The following is a 20,625-nucleotide window of genomic DNA, read 5'->3' as shown; positions in this document are numbered from 1 at the left end:
TCAAGCGATCTGTATTCATATGTAGGAAGTAAGCTTTTACAATGGCGAGCCAATAAAGAAGTGTAGTCGCACAGGAATATTATCTTCTGTCACCCCTGCGGCGACATCGACACGCACCATTCCGACAGGAGAGGCCCAGCGCACACCGACGCCGACGCCAACTTTGGTTTCAGCATCAAAGTCTTTGTCGTACGCGTTACCAACATCGGTAAAGAATGCACCGCGAAAGCCCGGTTTGAACTCATAGTTATACTCTGCACTACCAACCGCTAGTACTTGTCCGCCTGTCAGATAGCCTTTATCGTTTAGTGGCGATAAGCTCTCGTAGTCATAGCCACGGATACTTTGGTCGCCACCTGCGAAAAAGCGCAATTTATAAGGCACATCATAGAAATCATCTGCCCAAATATAACCACCATTCAAACTACCAAGCACTTGATGTTTTTTGTCATCGCCAAAGCTATAGATACCGCTAACACCAGCACGCACGATGGCCAAATCAGTATCACTGAGCGCTTTGTCAGCACCTGCTTCAATCGAATAATACTGACGCATACCGCGCGTTGGATTGGTCGCACTATCCGTGTCGGTTTTATTCATACCATAGCCAAACAGCAATGCTTGCTGCTTGGGGTTTGACGAGGTAAAGCGGATAGGTAAATCATCACGCGCAGCGCCGTCAACGCCAGTCTCTAGCTCATCTAAACGATAACGCATAGAGTAGCTACGATTCCAACCACTATCACGGCGAATATTACGTGCCAAAGCCGCTTTTAATGTGGTGGTAGATAAATCAAAGTTACCTTTGCCTTGGTCAATAACCTCTTCTTCATAAGTAAGACGCCCATCCAATTTGTCATTGAGTGGGTGATTCCAAGGGCGGCTTGCATAGACAGCGACGTTTTTGCTGATTCTGGATACTTCCGTTTCTGCGCCTACTTGATAGCCCTGACGGTTAAGCAGATTATAATCGATCTTGGCGGTTGCTCGAACGCCTGTGTCAGTACCATAACCTAAACCAACTTGAGCATCACGTGGCTTATCAGCGTATACAAAAACGTATAACGGTACTTTTTTGCTGGTCACAACGTCTTGCGGTGTTTTACGTCCTGCCAGCGTTGGCGGTACGAAATCCTCATCGACGGTGAAGTCTGCATCATCAGGGAATATTTTTTGGGCAACATTGCTAATTGAATCACTAATTTTGCCTAATAAGTTATCAGCCTCTTGGTCTTTTTCATCTAGTACGCGATTATCAGGTAAGTTACTTAGGCGCTCTGCTTTTTGCTTAACGGCTTGTAGCTTATCAAGCGTTTCTTCATCAGCCTCAAACTCGATAGCAGCAATATCAGCTTCATTGACAGTCTCTCCACTACCGTCACCCAAGGCACTTTCACTAGATACACCAGTACTACTACCCGTATCTTCTGTACTAGCCAAACGATTATTGGATGCTGCTAGAGTAGCATTATCTCCAGTCATATCTGAGATGCCATCATTATCAACATCCTCATCCAATATAGCATTGCTATTGGCAGGTGCATTATCAAATGCCAATGTACTGGCCTCACTCCGATCATCTGGCGGTAATATCGATTCGACATTGACCATATTAAAATAGCGGGTCGCTGATAAGTCATTACTAAACTTTGTCACTGATGGACGATAGAAAGGATCGCCTGGTGCAAACTCATACAACTGCTGCAATAATGACAATTCTACCGGTAACTTGTCAGGGTCTTGTGTCAGCGTGTTGGTTTCTTTGTCATAGGTAAAGAAAACAACATCATCAAACTCGTAGCGGTCGCCTGTGTTGTAAACCAAAGACATATCCGCTTTGTTGTCTGGTAAGATAATATCGACAGATTTGTTCAACCAATATTGATCGAAATATCCATAAGTATTACTCAAAGACTCAAGCGCGGCTTTGCTACTCTTGTAGACACGGTGGTTAAAAATATCACCTTCCTGCGGTGGTAATTCTTTTTCAAGCGCGACAAACTCTGCTTGCTCACCGCCCTCACCGCGGATATCAACGATACGGCTGTCTACAATAACAGGCTCGCCAAGCTCTTCGATCACCACATTGATCGTATCACGCGTAGGCTGACGTAGACTAAGCGTCACGTCATAGTAACCCACTGCTTTGGCAGCATCCAATGCTGTTTGGCGCAGACGTGGTAGCGCTGCTGTAAAATCAATGACTGATCGCACTGAGGTGTCATCAAGGGCCGCTTTAATGTTTTTCATTGGCTGAATATCGTTGTCAGCCTTGACGAGTTTTGGTTGACCATTAGCCGTGTCTTCGCCAGCGGCTTGTTGTATATAAACCGTGGTCTCCACACTAGGCAATGCCATTGCGCCACCATTGAACAACCGGTTATAAAGGCGTTTAACAATATTGCTTTTATTACGTGCGAGTGGCTTTGACTGGTCAGCTTGCTCGATGCTTTGATTAACGGCCTGAGTATCATTCTGGTAATCCGGTAGGTAGTCTTCAGGATCAATCACATCTGAGGGCATGTTGCCGCCATCGGTTATATCGCCATTACCCGCTATTATCTCGTCATTAATGCCATTTGCCGCATTGACATTGCCACTACTGACAGAGTCACTCACGTTAATGGGACGTGACATAATTTCAGCTGTGGCTGCCTGCTCTGCTGCCGTTTCACTTTTGCCTAATGTGTCAAGATTGCTAGGTGCAGATAAGTCGGTCGCATCTAGCTCAACATCTAAGCCGATGGGCGGCGCTGTGTCGTTTAGTGTAGCAATTGGCGCATCAAAAGCACTGTCGTTGTTAATGCTGTCGATATCTTGGGCGTTTTGCAAATCCATCACAGCCAACTCACGATCAATCTGCTCAGGCGTCATCATCTGATAGCCTTGCTGCTGTATCGCCGTTGCTTGCTGCAACAAATCATCGTTAGATAGGTCTGCTTGCATGCCTTCTGCGTACATATCGTCGTCGAAACGACTTGAATCTTGCAGGCCATTATTCTGATTATTATTTCGGGCATTGTCATTCTGAGAAGATGACAAGTTAGCGCCTGATTTTTTGATACCTAGTGTTTGTTCGCTATAGTCATCCAAGACCGACTGATCAATAATGCCTTGCTCCACTGCCTTTTTTAGACGTAGTGCATCTAGGGCAGCATCGAGCTGGGTATCATCGTCTGATAGTGCGATTGATGTATTATTGGCCTTTTGATTGTTAGCTGATTGAGTCTTAGCGACTTGATTACTGGTCGATGGATTGGTGATACTTGTGTTGGTTGTCTCAGCCAATGCCGCAGGTGCAACACTGACTAAGCTAGTAGCTAGCGCGGTACAGAGCGCTGAGCGCTTGAAATGAATACGGGGAGTGCCGACATGAGTACTTTGGATGCTGATATCATTCTGAATACTCACGCTGTCACGCTGCCTCATTAATATGTTGCGTGCTCGAGTTGAAGGCGGCTGGGTCATGTTTACGTCCTATCCCTTCACGCGGCATACTATTATTAACGATGACTATCGCCAAGTCTGACCGGTGAATAAACTTATAGCAGTGGGCTGAAATTAATGGTTTACTACGTTGCTTGTCATGATGGAAGTCTCTAGCGCATATTAAATCTCAGCACTCGATGGGTGACACCATACAAACAGTCTTGATTGATAGCAGGCCTTCACCTTTACCGTCGCTCGCACCTTTTAATGCAACCATATAAAATTTACAAATCATAACTTAGTTAATTATGAAATCATAGCGCAGGTTTCATGTATTTTTACCTAAGCCTTGCTATTATACGGCTTAATATTGATAAAACCTATGCTGTATTTCGATAAGTTTTTGATAATATTGATGATTGCTATCGCATTATAAGCTGCGTTCAGCGCCTCTTCTTACTTTATCAGCCGCGTCTCATCTGTAGGAACGTTCATGTCCAATCAGTTTCAGCTATTTAAGCGCCGCCGTTTTAGCGCCATGTTTTTCACCCAGTTTTTGGGTGCGTTTAATGACAATATCTTTAAACAAGCACTCATACTGGTTCTGACTTATACCGCTGCCAGTCAATTGGGCGTCGAAGTCAGTATTTTAAACAATTTGGCCGCGATGTTATTCATACTGCCCTACTTTTTGTTTTCGGCATTGGCAGGACAAATCGCTGATAAGTATGAAAAATCCAAGCTCACGCAGTTTATCAAAGTGCTTGAGCTGGTCATCATGGCAATCGCTGCGGTTGGTTTTGTTTTTGAATGGTACACCCTTTTATTTGTCGCGTTGTTTTTGATGGGCACGCATTCGACCTTTTTTGGACCGATTAAGTACGCTTATCTACCACAGGCGATGAAAGAAGATGAACTGGTCGGTGCCAACGGTCTGTTTCAAATGGGCACTTCTCTGGCTATTCTCGTTGGTATGATTGTCGCTGGTATCTTAACTCAGCTATCACACTCGTTGTATTGGATTAGCGCCACCGTATTGGTCGTCGCTGTGCTGGGTTATCTGGCAGCACGTTATATCCCTAACATGCCAGCTATGCAGCCAGATCTTAAGATTAACTGGAATATTATCACCACCAGCTTGTCTACGGTGCGCTATCTCTACTCTCTGCCATTTTTATTTTTTGTCATTCTTGGCAACAGCTGGTTTTGGTTCTATGGGGCGACGTTTTTGACCCAAGTGCCAGAGTTCAGCAAAGTCATTTTGCATGGTGATGAGTCGGTCGTGATTTTTCTATTGACGCTATTTTCAGTAGGCGTGTCGATAGGCTCACTATTATGCAAATCATTGACCAAAAACCAAGTAAGCCTGCGCCTATTGCCTTTTGGTATTGCTGGATTGAGTATCTTTGCTATTGATTTGTACTTTTCACTTTCAAGCCTAAACATAAATGTGAATAATGACACATTGCTTGGCATCAGTGATTTATTTGGTGTCAGTGGGAGCTGGCGCGTTTTTGCTGATTTGTTTTTATTGGGATTCAGTGGCGGTTTATATATTGTGCCTTTATATGCCTCAATGCAGGCCTATGCGCCGAAGAGCCATCGCGCGCGTATCGTGGGTGCCAACAACATATTCAATGCGATATTTATGGTCACGTCAGCGATTTTTGCGATTGTCATCTTAAATGCATTAGGGCTAAGTCTACCGCAGCTATTTTTGGTAACAGGTGTGCTCAATATTGCTTTTGGTATCTTCTTATACCTTAAGCTAAATAGGCATATCAAACAGGCGGTTATCCAAACCAATGATGAAGTGGTTATATAAATAAGCCATATTGAGCTTAAATAACGATAGCAATCGATGCGTTATCAAGGTAATAATATTGATGCCGATAATTTGGATTGTTTGCTATAGTAATGTGCATAAGAGCTGTACACAGGATTATTGCCCTAGAGCAGTCGCTAGTCTTATTTTATTGATAGAATTTAACGCCATCAGGAGTGAACCATGGCCCTGCGTCCCTTATCCAGAATCGATCAGCTATTGCTTGGGGTCGACAAAGCATTACGAGCTGTCGTGCCAAACTCAAACCCCAGTACGCGCCCATTGCCAGTGAGTAGTGACGAGATTCCTGAACTGACCATCACAGAGGCGCGTCATGTCGCAGGACTGATGCGTATCAATCATACCGGTGAAGTGTGTGCGCAAGGTCTCTACCATGGACAAGCATTTGCTGCCAAAGATAGTGGCGTCAAGCAAGCCATGCAAAACTCTGCTGAAGAAGAAGTCGATCATCTGGTCTGGTGCGAGACGCGCTTAAATGAGCTGGGTAGCCATGCGAGTGTGTTTACCCCGCTTTGGTATGGGATGTCTTTTGGCCTAGGTGCAGTCGCAGGTGCCATCTCAAATGAGTTTAGTTTGGGGTTTGTCGCGGAGACAGAAGCACAAGTCAGCGAGCACCTGCAAGATCATATCGATCAACTACCCGAACATGATCAACGCTCAAGAGAAATACTGGCACAAATGGATATCGAAGAGCGACATCATCGCGAGCTCGCACTGGCAAGTGGCGGCGCTGCATTGTCACCACCTGTACGTCAGACGATGCGCTGGATGGCCAACCGTATGAAGGCGACTGCTTATCATTTGTAGAGGTATATATAATAAGTTCATCGATGGCATGGCTGGTCTAACTAACACTGCTAGATTTGCTCAACGCTAGCGAGTAACAATCCTACCACAGATAGCGCAAAGCTTAATTTGCTAGGGTATTAAAAATTTGTACGATTTTGCAGCAAAAATATATCCTACCTATCAACCGATTAATGAATAAATAACGACTAAATAAATTAAATAAGGTAATGATTTTTATGAAAGCAACTCTCTCTAATAGCGCGTCTCCCAAGTCACCGAAGCTTGCAACCTTGACTGCGCTCGCGGCCGCCTGTGCAATTATGCTTTCTGCGCCTGTGAATGCCGCAGAAGCTGACACTGCTGTATCATCAGCACCTGCTGTACCGAGCGCTATAGATTCCAGCAAACGTGTGATTCGTCTGGCAAGGCCAGGTGCGACGGCCAGCACAGCTCAAAGCACAACAGATGCTACGCCTGCTAATAGCGCTCAATCAGTTAATACTCAGCCAATGATGCCGTCAAGCAACACTCAGCCTAACCGTACGCCTTTGAGCACGGCACAGGCAGCGCAGATGATGCAATCAAGCAATACTCAACCAAATCGTGTACCTGTCAGCGCCGCTCAGCCACCAGCATCGCAAATGATGAATCCAGCTAATGCCCCTGTGATCAGCGGTACCACTCGTGTCTATGAGCCAGGTCCGATGACTGCGACTGGTATTGATCTGCGCAGCGGTCAGCTCTCGAATATCCCAACGCCACAAGTACAGCTCTCAGATGTGAGCTTTATCAAAACCGTCTTGATCCCACAACAAAAAGGACTGGGTACTGACAAGCTCGACGTCAGCTTGCTTGATGATTTCATCGCAGACGTCTCACCGAATGCTCGTCACTATCCACCAAACTTCCCTAACCGCACTCAGCGCCATTACACTCGCGAAAAAATCAAAGTATTGGCCGATTGGATTGAGCCTTACGCCAAATCACCAAATGCGTCTTACGATGTATTGATTCGCGCAGCCAAGCTAAATGGTATGGGTCGTAATCTAGACTTGGGCTCAGACTACACGGTACGCGGCGGACAGTATGTTGACCGTGCCATCAAAATTCAACCAGATAGCGGTGAAGCCAACTTCTTATATGGCATGATGCTATCAGAAGGTGGCGGGTTTAAAGAAGGCCAAAAATATCTAGACCGTGCCGTATCGCTAGGTTATACCGAAGCAGAGCAAAGCTTGGCACAGTCAGACCTACTCAGTGATCGCCGTGCTAACGCCCTAGAGCGCCTACGTCGTCTTGAAGTAAAATACCCTAACAACACCGTGATTCCTCAACAAATCAAACTGGTGGAAGATGGCAAATTCTACATTTGGGACATCCCTGCACCAGATATCAATGTCAAACCAGGTGCCTAAATTGGTACTGTTTGTCTATACTAAAGATAAACAAATAGTTTGATAGTCTTAGAATACCTAGCGCCTCTGTTTTTATGAATATAAAGCAAAGGCGCTTTTTTGTGTCTAGCTTTTTTGTGTCTAATAGAAACCTGCTTGCACAGAACATTGTCTTTTTCTACTTTATCATTTTCTACTTTGTCTAAATGAATGCCCTTTTAACCCAAAATTTAAGTGTATCTCAAAACAATAACCATCATTTGAAAAAGTCGTTCGATATATAGCACTTGGTTATAACCCTTCAAATAAAATAGTCTAATATCAAAAGTTACGCTAAACTCTATTATAACCAAGAGCACTTCCATTGCTGGTTTTCTCATAACTACTTTTTTACCGGACTGACCTATGACTTCTGCTAGCCCTAGCAAAAACACGGTAACGCAAGCCAATAAAAAAATGCGGCCTATCGCCTCAGTCGCATTATTGACAGCGGCAATGCTGCTACCAGCCTGTAGTGTCGTCTCGGTAGAAAAACAAGCATCGGCCAAGACCATCTCAGCACAGCGCGGTAATATCGTCACTGACAATCAACTAAGCAGCGATACGGCATCTGCCTTGCTATCGGCAGGTCTTAACGAACAAGCTTGTATGCAGCAGTTCGACTTGTGCTTGACTCAGCTCACGGATAGTATTTTAAATAAACACTATCGACCTGCACTGGCGATTTTTGCAGAACTGCACTACGCAAAAGCGCGCCAGCTTGCCGACTCACAAAACTGCCGCAATGCACTCGCCCGTCCACCACTTGACCCATACTACGCCAATGCGCCTTTGAGCGACGACGATGCCAAAATGCAGCAAGAAGAGACCAATCGTTGCTTAAACAATTATCAGGATAGGCTATTTGATGCGGTTAAATATAGCTATACCTATTTATTTTATGACAGTCTGACTCATGATTTTGAGGGTGCTGATGAAAGCTATAGTAGTGCTCATGCGCAAACCCGCATCCCAACTGACAACGATATTCAGACCCAAGATATCTACAACGCTGCCAGCAATGATGTCATCACGCAGCTTTATCGATCGACTGAAAACTCAGATAAATTGATGAATGGCACAAAAGTAGAATACTTAACTATCCCTTCTGCCAAGCGCGATAGCAGCGATCAAGCAGCGATTGCCAACCGAGCTCCGCTAAAAGGTAAAGCGATCGACCAAGTTAAGGTCATGAAAGTACAAGTAGATGATTATGACCTCGGCATCTATTTGCCCAATGAAAACAACTATTTGCAAAATGCTCATAAGCAAGACTCTGCGCTAGCCGACTTAGTTTCTACTTACGAGCTGCGTCTCTCTGGGCTGAACTCTGTTAGCAAACGTCCCGGTTTAGGTATCAGCTTAGTTGCCTCACTGGATGATCGTTACACCACCACGATTCGCCAGTTATTGGCCTCATCACTATCGGGTCGATTAGCCAATGAGACTGACAATGCAAAGGATAGCGAGCCAAGCTCACGCATTTATCCTACTGGTCATCTACTGCTAACTGGTTTGATCAAACCAAGTGGTGATAGTGTGCTGGATGTACTGAGCAGTCGCCAGCTCGATATTCATCTATACAATCCATACCAAACTGAAACCGTCAACATTCTTAACGATAACTATCCGTTAGCAGCCAATTTCTCAGCAGGGTATGGAATGTGGCTGGCAGAAAACCAGTTAGATAGCGTGGGTTATTTGAACCTCATCACGCGCCAGCCAGATGCTCGTCTACCCAAACTGTTTATGCTCGAACCTTATGACCCTGACAAGCGTGTCATCATTATGCTGCATGGTTTGGCCTCTAGCCCTGCAACGTGGGTCAATCTCACCAACGATATTCTCAATGATGATAAGCTACGCGACAATTACCAAGTTTGGCAAATATTTTATCCAACCAATTTGCCTATTTTAGAAAACCGCTATCAGATTCAGCAATTAATCAACACTACTTACGAGCAGACGGACCCGACAGGACAAAATCGCGCCAGTAAAAACAGCGTGATCATTAGCCACAGCATGGGTGCCCTTATCGCGCGCATGATGCTGTCCGATGATAATTTGGTCGATGATTTGGACAGACTTGATGATCAAGACATTCTCTCTAGTAGTGAAAAACGGCAAATCCGCGATGCACTAAAAGAATCGTTTGGTGAAAAGGAATTAAAAAAACGGTTTGAGCTACAATCCTTGCCACAAGTAGACACCGCTGTCTTTTTATCTGCACCTTTTCGCGGCACTGACTATGCAGACCGCTGGTTTACGCGTGCGCTGCGCCGTATCGTCTATTTGCCAGTCGGTTTGGTCAAGACTGTGACTGATAACTTAGCGACGATTGCCACGCAAGGGGATCTGGCGCAAAACCCATTAGGCGCTTTATATCTACAAAATGGTGCCAGTCAGCTCAGTGACAAATCTTCTTTTATCGAATTAACCAAAGATCTGACGATTAATAGCCGTGTGACTTATCATTCAATTATTGCCAATAATGATGCTGATATCACCAAAGGACTGGCTCAAGCACAGCCTGACGGTGCCAAAATTGATTTATCGCAAGCGGTAGAAGAAGACGCTAAAGACGAAAGCGCAAGTGTCAGCGTGTCAGATGACACATCAGAGCTGCCTCCTGAGCCACTGGTCGCTGCCGTCACTGTTGATAAAAATATCAGTCAGGCCCTAACCCAACGTTTATCAGACGGCATTGTTCCCTATACCAGTGCTCACCTAGATGGCGCTGCCTCTGAAACAGTTATCAATGGCGGTCATAGTATTCAAACCAATCCACAAACTATTTTGACGTTGCGGCGAATTTTGCATAAACAGTTACAAGAATGATGTATGTTTTTGTTATTGGGAACGTTTTAATGCATGGGACACCAAGTAATAAACAGAACAGATGTTTTATGAAGAAATACTCGCTATCCTCAAGTCATTGTTATTCATAACGTTAATTTTATTTTCAAGAGTGTTTTATGATTGTTTTTCTGACTCATAGGTATGTAGCTGTCTAACGGTATGGGTTGCGTGACTATCTAGGGAAGCGCATAATATATACAGCACATGACTGTAATATATGAATTTATAGGGACATAAATTATTCAATTCAGCTAAACAGTGAGTCGCAAGCTTAGCCACAATTTATGCCTAATGTTGCTAAAGTAAAGTTTTGCGTCATTGAGCCATTGCCCGTAATCTTTGTCACCTTGATTTATGTACAGTTACGGACAGTTACTTAAGCGTTGTACGGAAGCCAGCGCTATTCAGCTAACAGATGAGAGTAACCGTTTATGTTCGCTACGTTTATGATTGACCAGCTCGATGCGCTGACACTCGCGCGCATCCAGTTCGCTTTTGTTGTCTCTTTTCATATCGTCTTTCCCGCTTTTTCTATTGGACTTGCCAGCTGGCTGACCGTACTTGAGTTTCGCTGGTTAAGAACAGGCAATCCTGTTTTTGCGGAAGTCTACAAACACTGGGTAAAAATATTTGCCGTGGTGTTTGGTATGGGTGTGGTCTCAGGGGTGGTAATGTCTTACCAGTTCGGGACCAACTGGGCAGTCTTTTCTGATAAGGCGGGTAACGTCTTAGGCCCACTACTCGCTTATGAAGTACTGACTGCATTTTTCTTAGAAGCCTCCTTTTTGGGTATCATGCTCTTCGGTTGGGGCCGCGTTAGTAAGCGCATGCACTTTGTCGCCACTGCAACCGTCGCTATCGGTACGTTGATCTCAGGATTTTGGATCTTGGCCGCCAACAGCTTTATGCAGACGCCGCAAGGCTTCATGGTCGGTGCTGATGGTCTGCTTTATCCAACCAACTGGCTTGAGATTATTTTCAATCCCTCATTCCCCTACCGCTACGCACACATGATGACCGCTGCATTCTTGACGACTGCTTTTGTGGTCGGTGGTATTGGTGCTTATTATCTACAATCCAAAAAACACATCGAACACCGAAAACATGGCCGCGTGATGTTGGGTATGGCGATGATCATGGCGATTTTTGTGGCACCTGCGCAGGTATTAATCGGTGATGAGCACGGACTAAATACCCTTGAGCATCAGCCTGCCAAAGTCGCAGCCATGGAAGGTATCTGGGAAGATGAGCGCGGGGCAGCATTACGTCTCTTTGCGATTCCTGATCAAGAAAATCAAACCAATAAATACGAAGTAAAAATCCCTTATGTCACAGGTTTGATTCTCACCCATTCGTTAGATGGTGAAGTGAAAGGTCTCAAAAACTGGGCACCAGAAGATCAACCACACGTTATTATTGTGTTTTGGGCCTTCCGTATTATGGTTGGCATTGGTATGTTAATGGTGCTTGTGGGTCTATTTAGTGTCTATAAATACTTCAAAAAACAGCAGTTCAATCCTGACAGCAAGCTGTTCCACCGTGCATGGATGATGATGACGCCGCTTGGCTTTATCGCGCTACTTGCCGGTTGGTTTGTCACCGAAACAGGTCGTCAGCCATGGACAGTCTATGGTGTAATCCGTACAGCTGAAAGTATGTCACCCGTAGCGGCCCAACAAGTTGCCACCACGTTAATCGGCTTTATTATCGTTTATACCTTTGTTTTTGGTGCAGGTAGCTTTTATATCTTGCGCTTGATTGGTCAAGGGCCAAAACCTTATACCGATCCTGCCGAAGACAATTTCTACGAGCATTCAGTAACCGAAGGTCAAGGTCGTACGCTGAGCGGAGATAATGATCCTGCTGGTCACACTACCAAGCAAGATATCGACACACCAGCAGATGACATCGATGATGGAGGGTTACGCTAATGTTTAATTTCGGTGATGTATTAGACTTACCCTTAATTTGGGGTGGATTGATTGCGCTTGCAGTCTTCATTTATGTACTGCTTGATGGCTTTGATTTAGGCTGTGGTATTTTATTTCCGTTTGCAGGCTCAGACAAAAATCGTAGCCGCATGATGAACTCTATCGCCCCATTCTGGGATGGTAACGAGACGTGGCTGGTATTGGGTGGCGGCGGTCTATTCGCAGCTTTTCCAGTCGCTTATGGCATCATCATGACAGGGCTGTACTTACCTGTGTTTTTGATGCTGGTTGGTCTGATCTTGCGTGGCGTGGCGTTTGAGTTTCGTTTCAAATCTAGCACGCATCGCTACATATGGGACTCGTTGTTTTTTGTCGGCTCAATCACTGCTGCCTTCTTTCAAGGGGTGATGCTTGGCTCGTTGGTACATGGTCTTGATGCCAGTAATCGTCTGTTCACGGGTGGTCCCTTTGACTGGCTCACGACCTTTTCGATTGTCAGTGGTATTGCGGTCATCATTGGTTATGCGCTATTAGGCTCGACGTGGCTGATCTTAAAGACAGAACATGACTTGCAGGTCTGGGCAAGAAAAATCTCAGGGTGGTTATTGTCAGCACTGGTTGTCGCAATGATTATCGTGACGATCTTTATGTACTTCTCAGACATTGAAGCGCTTGAAAATTGGTTCACCCTAGCACGCTTGCCTTACTTAGCGCCGATGCCGATTATTGCACTCATATTGTTCTTTATCATGCGTAAAGATTTGACTACAGAGCGTGAATACCGTCCTTTCTTATTGACTGTCGCGCTGTTTTTGATGGGTTATATTGGGGTGTGTGTGGCTATGTTCCCTTATATCGTGCCCTATCAGATGACTCTACATGAGGCTGCGGCTGCCGATACATCGCTATCATTTATGTTGGTGGGTGCGGTAATCATGTTACCTATCATCTTAAGTTATACTGCTTATGCGTACTATGTGTTCAAGGGCAAAACTGATCACGAACATATGTACTAGTCATCGTAAATGACAAGCAGCTAGTAATGAGATAAGCAGGTGCTACACATTTTTGTGGCACCTGTGCTCAATTTGTCAGACAAGAGGTCTTTATGAAAAATCTCAGTAAAAAACATTTGAGTAAAAAGCAAAGACAATGGGCTTGGTTCCTAGGCTTATATGCCGCAGGATTTTTGACGATTTTTACGATTGCCCAATTGATTAAGCTGGCAATGGGCGTTTAACACGGTTATCAGACAATACTGTTACCAGATAATGTCGTTACCTATGTGCTACGCTCTCAATTTGCTAGCCCTTGTATTCACTCTTCATTTCTATTGATAAAGATTGGATACGATATAGAAATCATCTGTGTAAAAAAGCAGCGTTGAATAATCAACGCTGCTTTTTTGTGTTTACCAGTGTATTTTTGCTTATCTTATGAACTTACTCGACCTTGATGATTATCGGCATCGTTTTTTTCAATAAACGCATTCACTTGTGCCAAGCGCTCAGCTGTGCCAACATCGATCCAGTTGTCGGTAATCACTTCAGCAGTAATTTGAAACTTTATCATCGCTTGCTTAAGTAATGGTGCCAATGCAGCAGGCTGTCCTGATACGAGCCCCTCTACCAACGTCGGAGACATCACGCTAATACCAGCAAAAGTGAATTTGTCCGCATTGCCAACTGGCTGCTCGCTGGCAAGACCATTATTAATAGCGAAATCACCACCATCATTGTGCTCTGGATTGTCAATCAGTAACAGATGCGCGCGCTGATCCGCGCCTAATGTATAGTCTCGCAACTCAGCAAAATCATAGGTCGTCCAAACATCAGAGTTAACGAGAATAAATGGCTCGTCTCGCAGCTTGCCTGACTGTAATGCCTGAAAAATGCCACCTGCCGTCTCTAACGGTTCATCACCTTCTACTGACCAATGTAGTTTGACTCCATATTGCGCACCGTCGCCTAAGGTATCCATCAGCTTATCCGCCAGCCATGATGCATTGATCGTGATATCGGTAATACCTGCGACTTGTAGTGCTTTAATATGCCAGACAATAAGTGGCTGTCCACCTACTTCAACCAAAGGCTTGGGCGTTTCTAGTGTCAATGGTCGCAGACGTGTGCCCTTACCAGCAGCCAAAATCATGGCTTGTGTAATCGTAGAGCTAGACATGCTTACTCCTATTTTTATTATTTATATCATTAATTTGATTGAGCATCATCTAGGCTGAAGCAAACTTACCTTTGTATGCAGGTACGACAGCATCTTTTAGCCATTGATTAAAAGGTAGGACGGCATGCTTGACCTCATCATTACCTTGTTCAGCCAGCCAGTTTAACTCAATAATTAAATCACGCATGACTTTGGGAATATCGGCCAAATAGCGATCTTTGCCATCGCGTTCAGATAATCGAATAAAAATTCCTAGTACTTTTAAATGACGCTGTACGCCCATTACATTGACGTCGTTTTCAAGCTGAACCACATTATCGGCTGTGGTTAGCGATTGTTGCTTTTGTAGCTGCCAAAAGTCGTTAATCCATGCAGATACTTGGCGCTCTGGCCATTCAACATAAGCATCGCGTACCAATGATACTAAATCATAAGTATAAGATCCGATTACGGCATCCTGAAAATCAATCACACCTAAGCGCGATGTGTCCGCTTGGTCTTGCATGAGGTTACGACTATGATAGTCGCGATGCACAATGACTTGTGGCTGCAGCAGGATTAGATTGATAAGTACCGATTTCAAGTTTTCCCATACCTTCTCATTCAGCTCTACGCCGATATAAGGGATAAACCACTCGCTGAATAGATTCATCTCGCGATCTAATAACGCCGTATCGTAATCTGGCAGCTGATACTGAGATTTTGCAGTACGGGCTGGCACCGTTTGCAGCGCTACTAACGTCTGCATGGCGAGCTGGTAATAGTCATTGATTTGCTCTGGTGTTGCATCATTCAGCAAATGAGCAAACTCTACTGCACCAAAGTCTTGTAGCACCAAAAAACCTTTTTCTAGATTTTGTGCGATGAGCGTCGGCACATTGATTGCAGGCGACATGAGCTTGGCAACATTGATGAACTGCCGCATGGCATCTTGCTCATCAGCAGAATCCATGACGATATAACGCGTATCTCCTGACCCACCAGCCTCTAGCAGTTGAATGCGATGATAGCGGCGCGCACTCGCATCACCCGGTAAGCTGTCTAGATTAAAGGGCTTATCTACAAATACTTGCTGCAACCAATGCTCGAGTTGTTGTTGGCGATTGTCGTTATTGTTATCGGTCATGTCAGGCTCTATAGTGGTTTTATCAGTCATAATGGGCATCGCAGGTTAAATATAAATCATAAATAATTAAAGTAGTGATAAGTCAGGCAAATACTTGCTAAAATGGTCATATCTTAAGCCGCAACAACTGCGTCAGTAGACATATCAAGATATCATTCAATAATTTAACGCTAAGCTGAAATTTTTAGCTCATTTAAAAGCAGCTTGGCTATATTATAAATTTTGGTAAATAGTGTAGCTGATTTGGTTTTTTTTGACTATGATTAGTCGTCATTATATGTAAAACAGCCAAATTCTTGAGATGACGCTATCGATGAGTGATTTTTTAGCCGTTCATTAACAACTCTGTCTTGTTGAATAATACGACTATGCAATTCAGTATCGCAATCCAATAGGCTCTGCAATCATAGGTGTGCCCTTGTTATATTCTCCGCTTTACCAAAGCATTCGTTTGATCTTATTTGGTGCCTTAGGCTTATCTAGCCTAACGGTTAGTGCTGCCATCAACGATGCTGACACACAGACAACTGAGCCATCAAGTGCTGGTAGTACGAGCAGCTACCTCTCTGATACCAATAACAGTAATGTCACTCAAAGCAGTGATTACAACGATATCCGTTATAAAGAAGCGCGCGCTCAGGTCGATAATTCTCAAAGAGCGACTCCTGCCTCTGATTTTGATGACACAGGTTTCGTAAGCGATGCTACGTTAAAGGACAGCGCCTCCGATGATGTTTTGAATATCACAGAGATCAATGAGTCTTCTGATACCGCCTCGATACAATCATCAGATAGGACAGATAGCAATCAGGTAGGCCGCGACACACGCGCTAATGCTATGGTCACGTCTCAAGATACCGTAGCGGATAACCGTCAGCTAGATATCAGTGATGAGAGCGTTCAAGACAGTCTAGTGCGTTTGGCAGAATTTTATGAGCTCACACCAGAGACCCCTGTCTCAAATGACGTAGATAATACAGAAAATGCTGAGTCAGATAGTATACAGAGTATTTTAGCGCCTACAGCGCAGACCATTCCAAAAGTCGGTAAGAACTTACGATTACTGCCAAACGCTATAGATAGTGCACAACGCTGTGAAGGTCAATGGGTCTATCCAAATAGTAACCCCAATTATCAGCGTGCTGTGAATGAGGCTGGCGGTGCAAATGGACAACCCGTACCTGATGTTGACAGTATTCCCAATAATCAAGCACCTCTATTCACAGAATCAGACTACGGTTATTACAATAATATCAATTATGCTGAACTATCGGGTAATGTGAAAGTCGATCAGGGTACCCAGCATATCGAAGCAGAAAAAGTTGTGATTGATCTAAGCAATGGGGTGGCTGCTGCACAAGGTAGAGTCATGTTTACCGATCAGGCGACAGGACAATCACTGCAACGTAGCAACGCACCGAGCAACGCTCAAACCAGCTTTAATGAAAGAGCAAAAAAAGGTGGTCTGATTGGGGTTGCAGACAGCTTAAACTATAATACTGAAACTGGTCAATCAACAGCCAACGATGTGGCTTTTGCTAGTGTTGAGCTACAAGCACACGGTTATGCTAAGCGCTTGAATAAGCCCAATGATAGTGAGTACGAGCTGGACGAGGTCATGTTTAGCACCTGTCCACCCACCAACCGTAAATGGCAATTTGATGCCAAAAGTATCGATTTGAATACTGATACAGGACGCGGCGAAGCCTATAATACGACTTTTCGCATTGCTGACGTGCCCGTCTTTTATCTCCCCTACTTTAACTTTCCAATAGACAGTCGTCGTAGTAGCGGATTTTTGTTACCAAGTGCTAGCGTGAGTAGTGAGAGTGGTGTCGAGATTGATGTTCCTTATTACTTCAACCTAGCGCCCAACTACGATGCCACGCTCAATACGCATGTATACACCGACCGTAATCCTATGGTCTCAGGTGAGTTCCGCTATTTGACCGAAAATTACGGAGAAGGTATTTTTAACGGTTCATACTTGCCTAATGACAAAGAATATAATGACGAAGATCGTAAAAGCTTTTTTTATGATCATTATTGGTCATCCAAAAGTATTCCGCGGTTAAGTGGTGATGCCAAATACAGCTATGTATCAGATGCAGATTATCTTGATGATTTTGATACCTTAGGTTTATCAGATAACACGATCAATCTACCAAGGCGCGCTCGAGTTAATTATTATAATGATTACGTCGATGGTGAGTTAAAAGTAGAAACCTTTCAAACGTTAGATGCGTTTACTGATAATGGTGAGGCTCTAGAGGATAAAGACAAACCCTATTCACGCCTACCACAATTAAAGCTCAACTATCGACTGCCGTGGGCGAAGAACTTTGATATCACTGGTGTACATGATTCTGCCTATTTTAAGAAGTCTATTGATGATGGCTCTGAGGATGAAAAGAGCGGTGCACGCATTTATAACAAAATAAGTGCCGTCTATCCGATGGAGAAGTCTTGGGGCTATATTAGACCGAAGCTAAGCCTACAGCACCTTTATACTTCCTATGATGAAGACAGCTTGGCAGACAATAACATTAGTGAAGGAGATGGTAGCCAATCAGTATTCGTTCCACAAGCCAGTATTGATGCAGGTCTGAATTTCTACCAAGCAGGCTCACCCTTCGGTGCTTTTGATGACACCATGGGTGGCTATCGCCTGCTTAGTCCACGGGTGAAATACACTTATTCACCGTATAAAAATCAAAATGATATTCCTAACTTCAATACTCGTATTGCGTCTATTAACTATGAGCAGCTATTTTCAGACAGTTGGTTCTTAGGCCATGATCGCCTGCAAGATTTGCACTCTATCACGCCTGGCGTCAATTATCGTTACATCGATGCAACGGGTGTGACACGTTTTGATGGTAGCATTGCAGAACAGTTCTATATAGATGATGGTCGTGTTACGCTTGATGATGAACAAAGAGTATTCAACTCTTCTTCCTCAGGTATGGTATGGGATACCAGCACCCAACCTTATAACAATTTTTGGGTTGATGTAAGCGGTGCGCTGACTAACGACTATGATTTGAACTATATCACGACTGAGCTACGTTATCAGCCATCAGACAATAGCTTGTTCAATGTGGGCTATGTCAAGCGTCAGCGTGATGAAAATACGGATCAGTTACCATTGTCCGCATTTACCGCCTCTGCCGTTTTCCCTATCAATAATAGCTGGCGGATATTAGCTCAAGGTCAGTATGACTATAATCGTAACAAGATGCTCGATTCACTCATCGGTGTTGATTATGAAGATTGCTGCTTTGGCTTTGCAGTTTACGGTCGCCGTTACTATAATGACTTAAACGTCAAAGACGAGCCAACACAAGCTGTTATGGCAGAAATTAGATTAAATGGGCTTGGCAGTGGCAGTAGCCGTCTAACACGGTTGCTCTCTGATAAGATATTAGGCTTTGAACCTGTCCAAACTGCATGGAAAGACTAACGAGATTTTTTGCTAGATTACCGCACTATTTGCACAAATATTTATAAGACATTATCTATAACCCTACTATGGGCCACGCTGTCAAATATTTGATTATTAAGTATTGGATTGCGTTGACCGACTACCATCCGATGCGATGACATTGATGAGGAGCATCATGAGATTTTTTTCTTTACGTCAAACCAGCCGCGCTGTACTGCTATCTATGAGTGCCAGTCTTGCACTGACATTAAGTGCTCAAGCAGCGACTGTGAAACCTGCCACAGCACAAGCCTCGACTACTGCTAATCAGAATGCAGTAAGTCGCTTGACACCTGCCAATAGCACCGATGGTATTGTCGCTTTAGTCAATGAAAACGCTATCCTAAAAAGTGAATTGGTCGATGCCATTACACAAACCCAAGCTCGCGCACGAGCAGCAGGAGAACCTATTGCAAACTCAGCGCAACTGCAGTCAGAGGTACTAAACGCGCTTATCTTGCGTGAATTGCAACTATCAATGGTAAAACGTGTTGGCCTATCTCCTGATGAAACTGAGATCAATCAACGCCTTGCTCAAATCGCTCAATCTCAAGGGCTTAATAGCATCTCAGCATTACAGCAACGCTTAGATGCCGCGCGTCCTGGTAGTTATGCCGCATTACGTGCTCAACTGATCGAAGATGCTGCTATTCAAGAGCTGCAGCAGCGTCAAATCAGTCGCCGAGTACGCATTAGCGAGCAAGATATTGATGCATTTTTGGCGTCGCCTGAAGCAAAACGTTTGAACCAAAGTGAATACCAAACTGTGCATGTACGCGTTCCTTATATAGATGACTACAGCCGTCTATCAGCAGCTCAACGTGAGGAAGCGCTAAAAGTTGCACAAGATTTACGTACTCGTTTACTTGCGCCAAATGTCAATGTCTCTGAAGCTGTCGCTGCAAGCCAAGGTAGCTATCCTATCCCTATTCAAGGTGGTGATATGGGCTTTCACAAAGCGGCCTCCCTACCGACAGAGCTATCAAGCAAAATTACCAATCTCGATATTGGTGCAGTCAGTGAGCCGTTACTAACGCCTGAAGGTATCGATATCGTTAAGCTGGCTGATAAAAAAGCCAGTGATACCATGCTGATTCCGCAGTGGCATACTCGTCATATCTTAGTAAAAGTCGATGAGTTACAGACAGATGCACTGGCTGAACAGAAAATTAATGATTTGTATGAGCAACTGCGTAACGGCGCTGATTTTGCTGCCTTAGCATCAACCTATTCAGACGATCCAGGATCGGCTGGCCGCGGTGGTGATCTTGATTGGGTCAGTGAAGAAGATATGGTAGGTCCATTTGAAGCCACAATGAAAAACACAGCCGTTGGTGACTACTCTGCTCCATTCAAAACTCAATTCGGCTGGCATATCCTAAAAGTTGACGGTAAGCGTCAGCAGGATGTCAGCGAGCAATATCGTCGCAATATGGCACGCCAAGCTTTATATCAACGCCTAGCGCCTCAAGCACAAGAAGACTGGTTGCAAGAATTGCGTGCAGGTGCTTACGTTCAAGTGTTAGGCTAACTGCCTATTGTTTGAGTAC

The 20,625-nt window shown here is 44.4% G+C and carries 12 protein-coding genes; 9 read left to right on the top strand and 3 right to left on the bottom strand.

Annotated elements, in window-relative coordinates:
- Positions 1–36: 36 nt before the first annotated feature.
- The gene (locus tag QO189_RS01140) at positions 37–3,468 is read right to left on the bottom strand and encodes an autotransporter assembly complex family protein (RefSeq protein WP_371531176.1); all 3,432 of its coding nucleotides are present in this window, start codon (positions 3,466–3,468) and stop codon (positions 37–39) included.
- A 454-nt stretch (positions 3,469–3,922) separates the two neighbouring features.
- On the opposite strand from QO189_RS01140, the gene QO189_RS01135 reads away from it, so the two are divergent.
- The 7 genes from QO189_RS01135 to QO189_RS01105 all read left to right on the top strand — a co-directional run bounded on the left by QO189_RS01135 (position 3,923) and on the right by QO189_RS01105 (position 13,527).
- Positions 3,923–5,254, top strand: a complete 1,332-nt coding sequence (locus tag QO189_RS01135; RefSeq protein ID WP_371531175.1) for an MFS transporter — start codon at positions 3,923–3,925, stop codon at positions 5,252–5,254.
- A gap of 189 nt (positions 5,255–5,443) precedes the next feature.
- The gene (gene coq7, locus QO189_RS01130) at positions 5,444–6,082 is read left to right on the top strand and encodes a 2-polyprenyl-3-methyl-6-methoxy-1,4-benzoquinone monooxygenase (protein ID WP_371531449.1); all 639 of its coding nucleotides are present in this window, start codon (positions 5,444–5,446) and stop codon (positions 6,080–6,082) included.
- 218 nt (positions 6,083–6,300) lie between these two features.
- On the top strand, positions 6,301–7,479 hold the full coding sequence (locus tag QO189_RS01125) for a hypothetical protein (RefSeq protein ID WP_371531174.1): 1,179 nt from the start codon (positions 6,301–6,303) through the stop codon (positions 7,477–7,479).
- A gap of 384 nt (positions 7,480–7,863) precedes the next feature.
- Complete coding sequence (locus QO189_RS01120) at positions 7,864–10,335, top strand: esterase/lipase family protein (RefSeq protein WP_371531173.1); 2,472 nt, start codon at positions 7,864–7,866, stop codon at positions 10,333–10,335.
- Positions 10,336–10,787: 452 nt separating this feature from the next.
- Positions 10,788–12,287, top strand: a complete 1,500-nt coding sequence (locus QO189_RS01115; RefSeq protein ID WP_371531172.1) for a cytochrome ubiquinol oxidase subunit I — start codon at positions 10,788–10,790, stop codon at positions 12,285–12,287.
- Positions 12,287–13,303 carry a cytochrome d ubiquinol oxidase subunit II gene (gene cydB, locus QO189_RS01110; RefSeq protein WP_201599754.1) on the top strand — a complete coding sequence of 339 codons (1,017 nt, stop codon included), beginning with the start codon at positions 12,287–12,289 and terminating at the stop codon, positions 13,301–13,303. The genes QO189_RS01115 and cydB overlap by 1 nt, the downstream gene beginning before the upstream one ends.
- 92 nt (positions 13,304–13,395) lie before the next feature.
- Positions 13,396–13,527 (top strand): hypothetical protein, encoded by a 132-nt coding sequence (locus QO189_RS01105; protein ID WP_263281220.1) that lies wholly within the window; start codon positions 13,396–13,398, stop codon positions 13,525–13,527.
- 194 nt (positions 13,528–13,721) lie between these two features.
- Here the strand turns inward: QO189_RS01105 and murU are convergent, their stop codons facing one another.
- On the bottom strand, positions 13,722–14,465 hold the full coding sequence (gene murU, locus QO189_RS01100; protein WP_371531171.1) for an N-acetylmuramate alpha-1-phosphate uridylyltransferase MurU: 744 nt from the start codon (positions 14,463–14,465) through the stop codon (positions 13,722–13,724).
- A 49-nt stretch (positions 14,466–14,514) separates the two neighbouring features.
- Complete coding sequence (locus tag QO189_RS01095; protein ID WP_371531170.1) at positions 14,515–15,621, bottom strand: aminoglycoside phosphotransferase family protein; 1,107 nt, start codon at positions 15,619–15,621, stop codon at positions 14,515–14,517.
- Between the two features lie 388 nt (positions 15,622–16,009).
- Between QO189_RS01095 and QO189_RS01090 the strand changes: the two genes are divergently transcribed.
- Together QO189_RS01090 and QO189_RS01085 are read left to right on the top strand one after the other, a co-directional pair.
- On the top strand, positions 16,010–19,054 hold the full coding sequence (locus tag QO189_RS01090; protein WP_371531169.1) for an LPS-assembly protein LptD: 3,045 nt from the start codon (positions 16,010–16,012) through the stop codon (positions 19,052–19,054).
- A 157-nt stretch (positions 19,055–19,211) separates the two neighbouring features.
- Positions 19,212–20,606 carry a peptidylprolyl isomerase gene (locus QO189_RS01085; RefSeq protein ID WP_371531168.1) on the top strand — a complete coding sequence of 465 codons (1,395 nt, stop codon included), beginning with the start codon at positions 19,212–19,214 and terminating at the stop codon, positions 20,604–20,606.
- Positions 20,607–20,625: the final 19 nt, after the last annotated feature.

This window comes from Psychrobacter sp. Arc29 (assembly GCF_041431175.1).
GTDB lineage: Bacteria > Pseudomonadota > Gammaproteobacteria > Pseudomonadales > Moraxellaceae > Psychrobacter.
The sequence above is the reverse complement of the archived record's forward strand: the minus strand, read 5'-3'. Positions and strand labels throughout refer to the sequence as shown.

Coding starts and splice junctions, on each gene's coding strand:
- QO189_RS01140 (WP_371531176.1), bottom strand. CDS start 3,468: ATGACCCAGCCGCCTTCAACTCGAGCACGCAACATATTAATGAGGCAG.
- QO189_RS01135 (WP_371531175.1), top strand. CDS start 3,923: ATGTCCAATCAGTTTCAGCTATTTAAGCGCCGCCGTTTTAGCGCCATG.
- QO189_RS01125 (WP_371531174.1), top strand. CDS start 6,301: ATGAAAGCAACTCTCTCTAATAGCGCGTCTCCCAAGTCACCGAAGCTT.
- QO189_RS01120 (WP_371531173.1), top strand. CDS start 7,864: ATGACTTCTGCTAGCCCTAGCAAAAACACGGTAACGCAAGCCAATAAA.
- QO189_RS01115 (WP_371531172.1), top strand. CDS start 10,788: ATGTTCGCTACGTTTATGATTGACCAGCTCGATGCGCTGACACTCGCG.
- cydB (WP_201599754.1), top strand. CDS start 12,287: ATGTTTAATTTCGGTGATGTATTAGACTTACCCTTAATTTGGGGTGGA.
- QO189_RS01105 (WP_263281220.1), top strand. CDS start 13,396: ATGAAAAATCTCAGTAAAAAACATTTGAGTAAAAAGCAAAGACAATGG.
- murU (WP_371531171.1), bottom strand. CDS start 14,465: ATGTCTAGCTCTACGATTACACAAGCCATGATTTTGGCTGCTGGTAAG.
- QO189_RS01095 (WP_371531170.1), bottom strand. CDS start 15,621: ATGACTGATAAAACCACTATAGAGCCTGACATGACCGATAACAATAAC.
- QO189_RS01085 (WP_371531168.1), top strand. CDS start 19,212: ATGAGATTTTTTTCTTTACGTCAAACCAGCCGCGCTGTACTGCTATCT.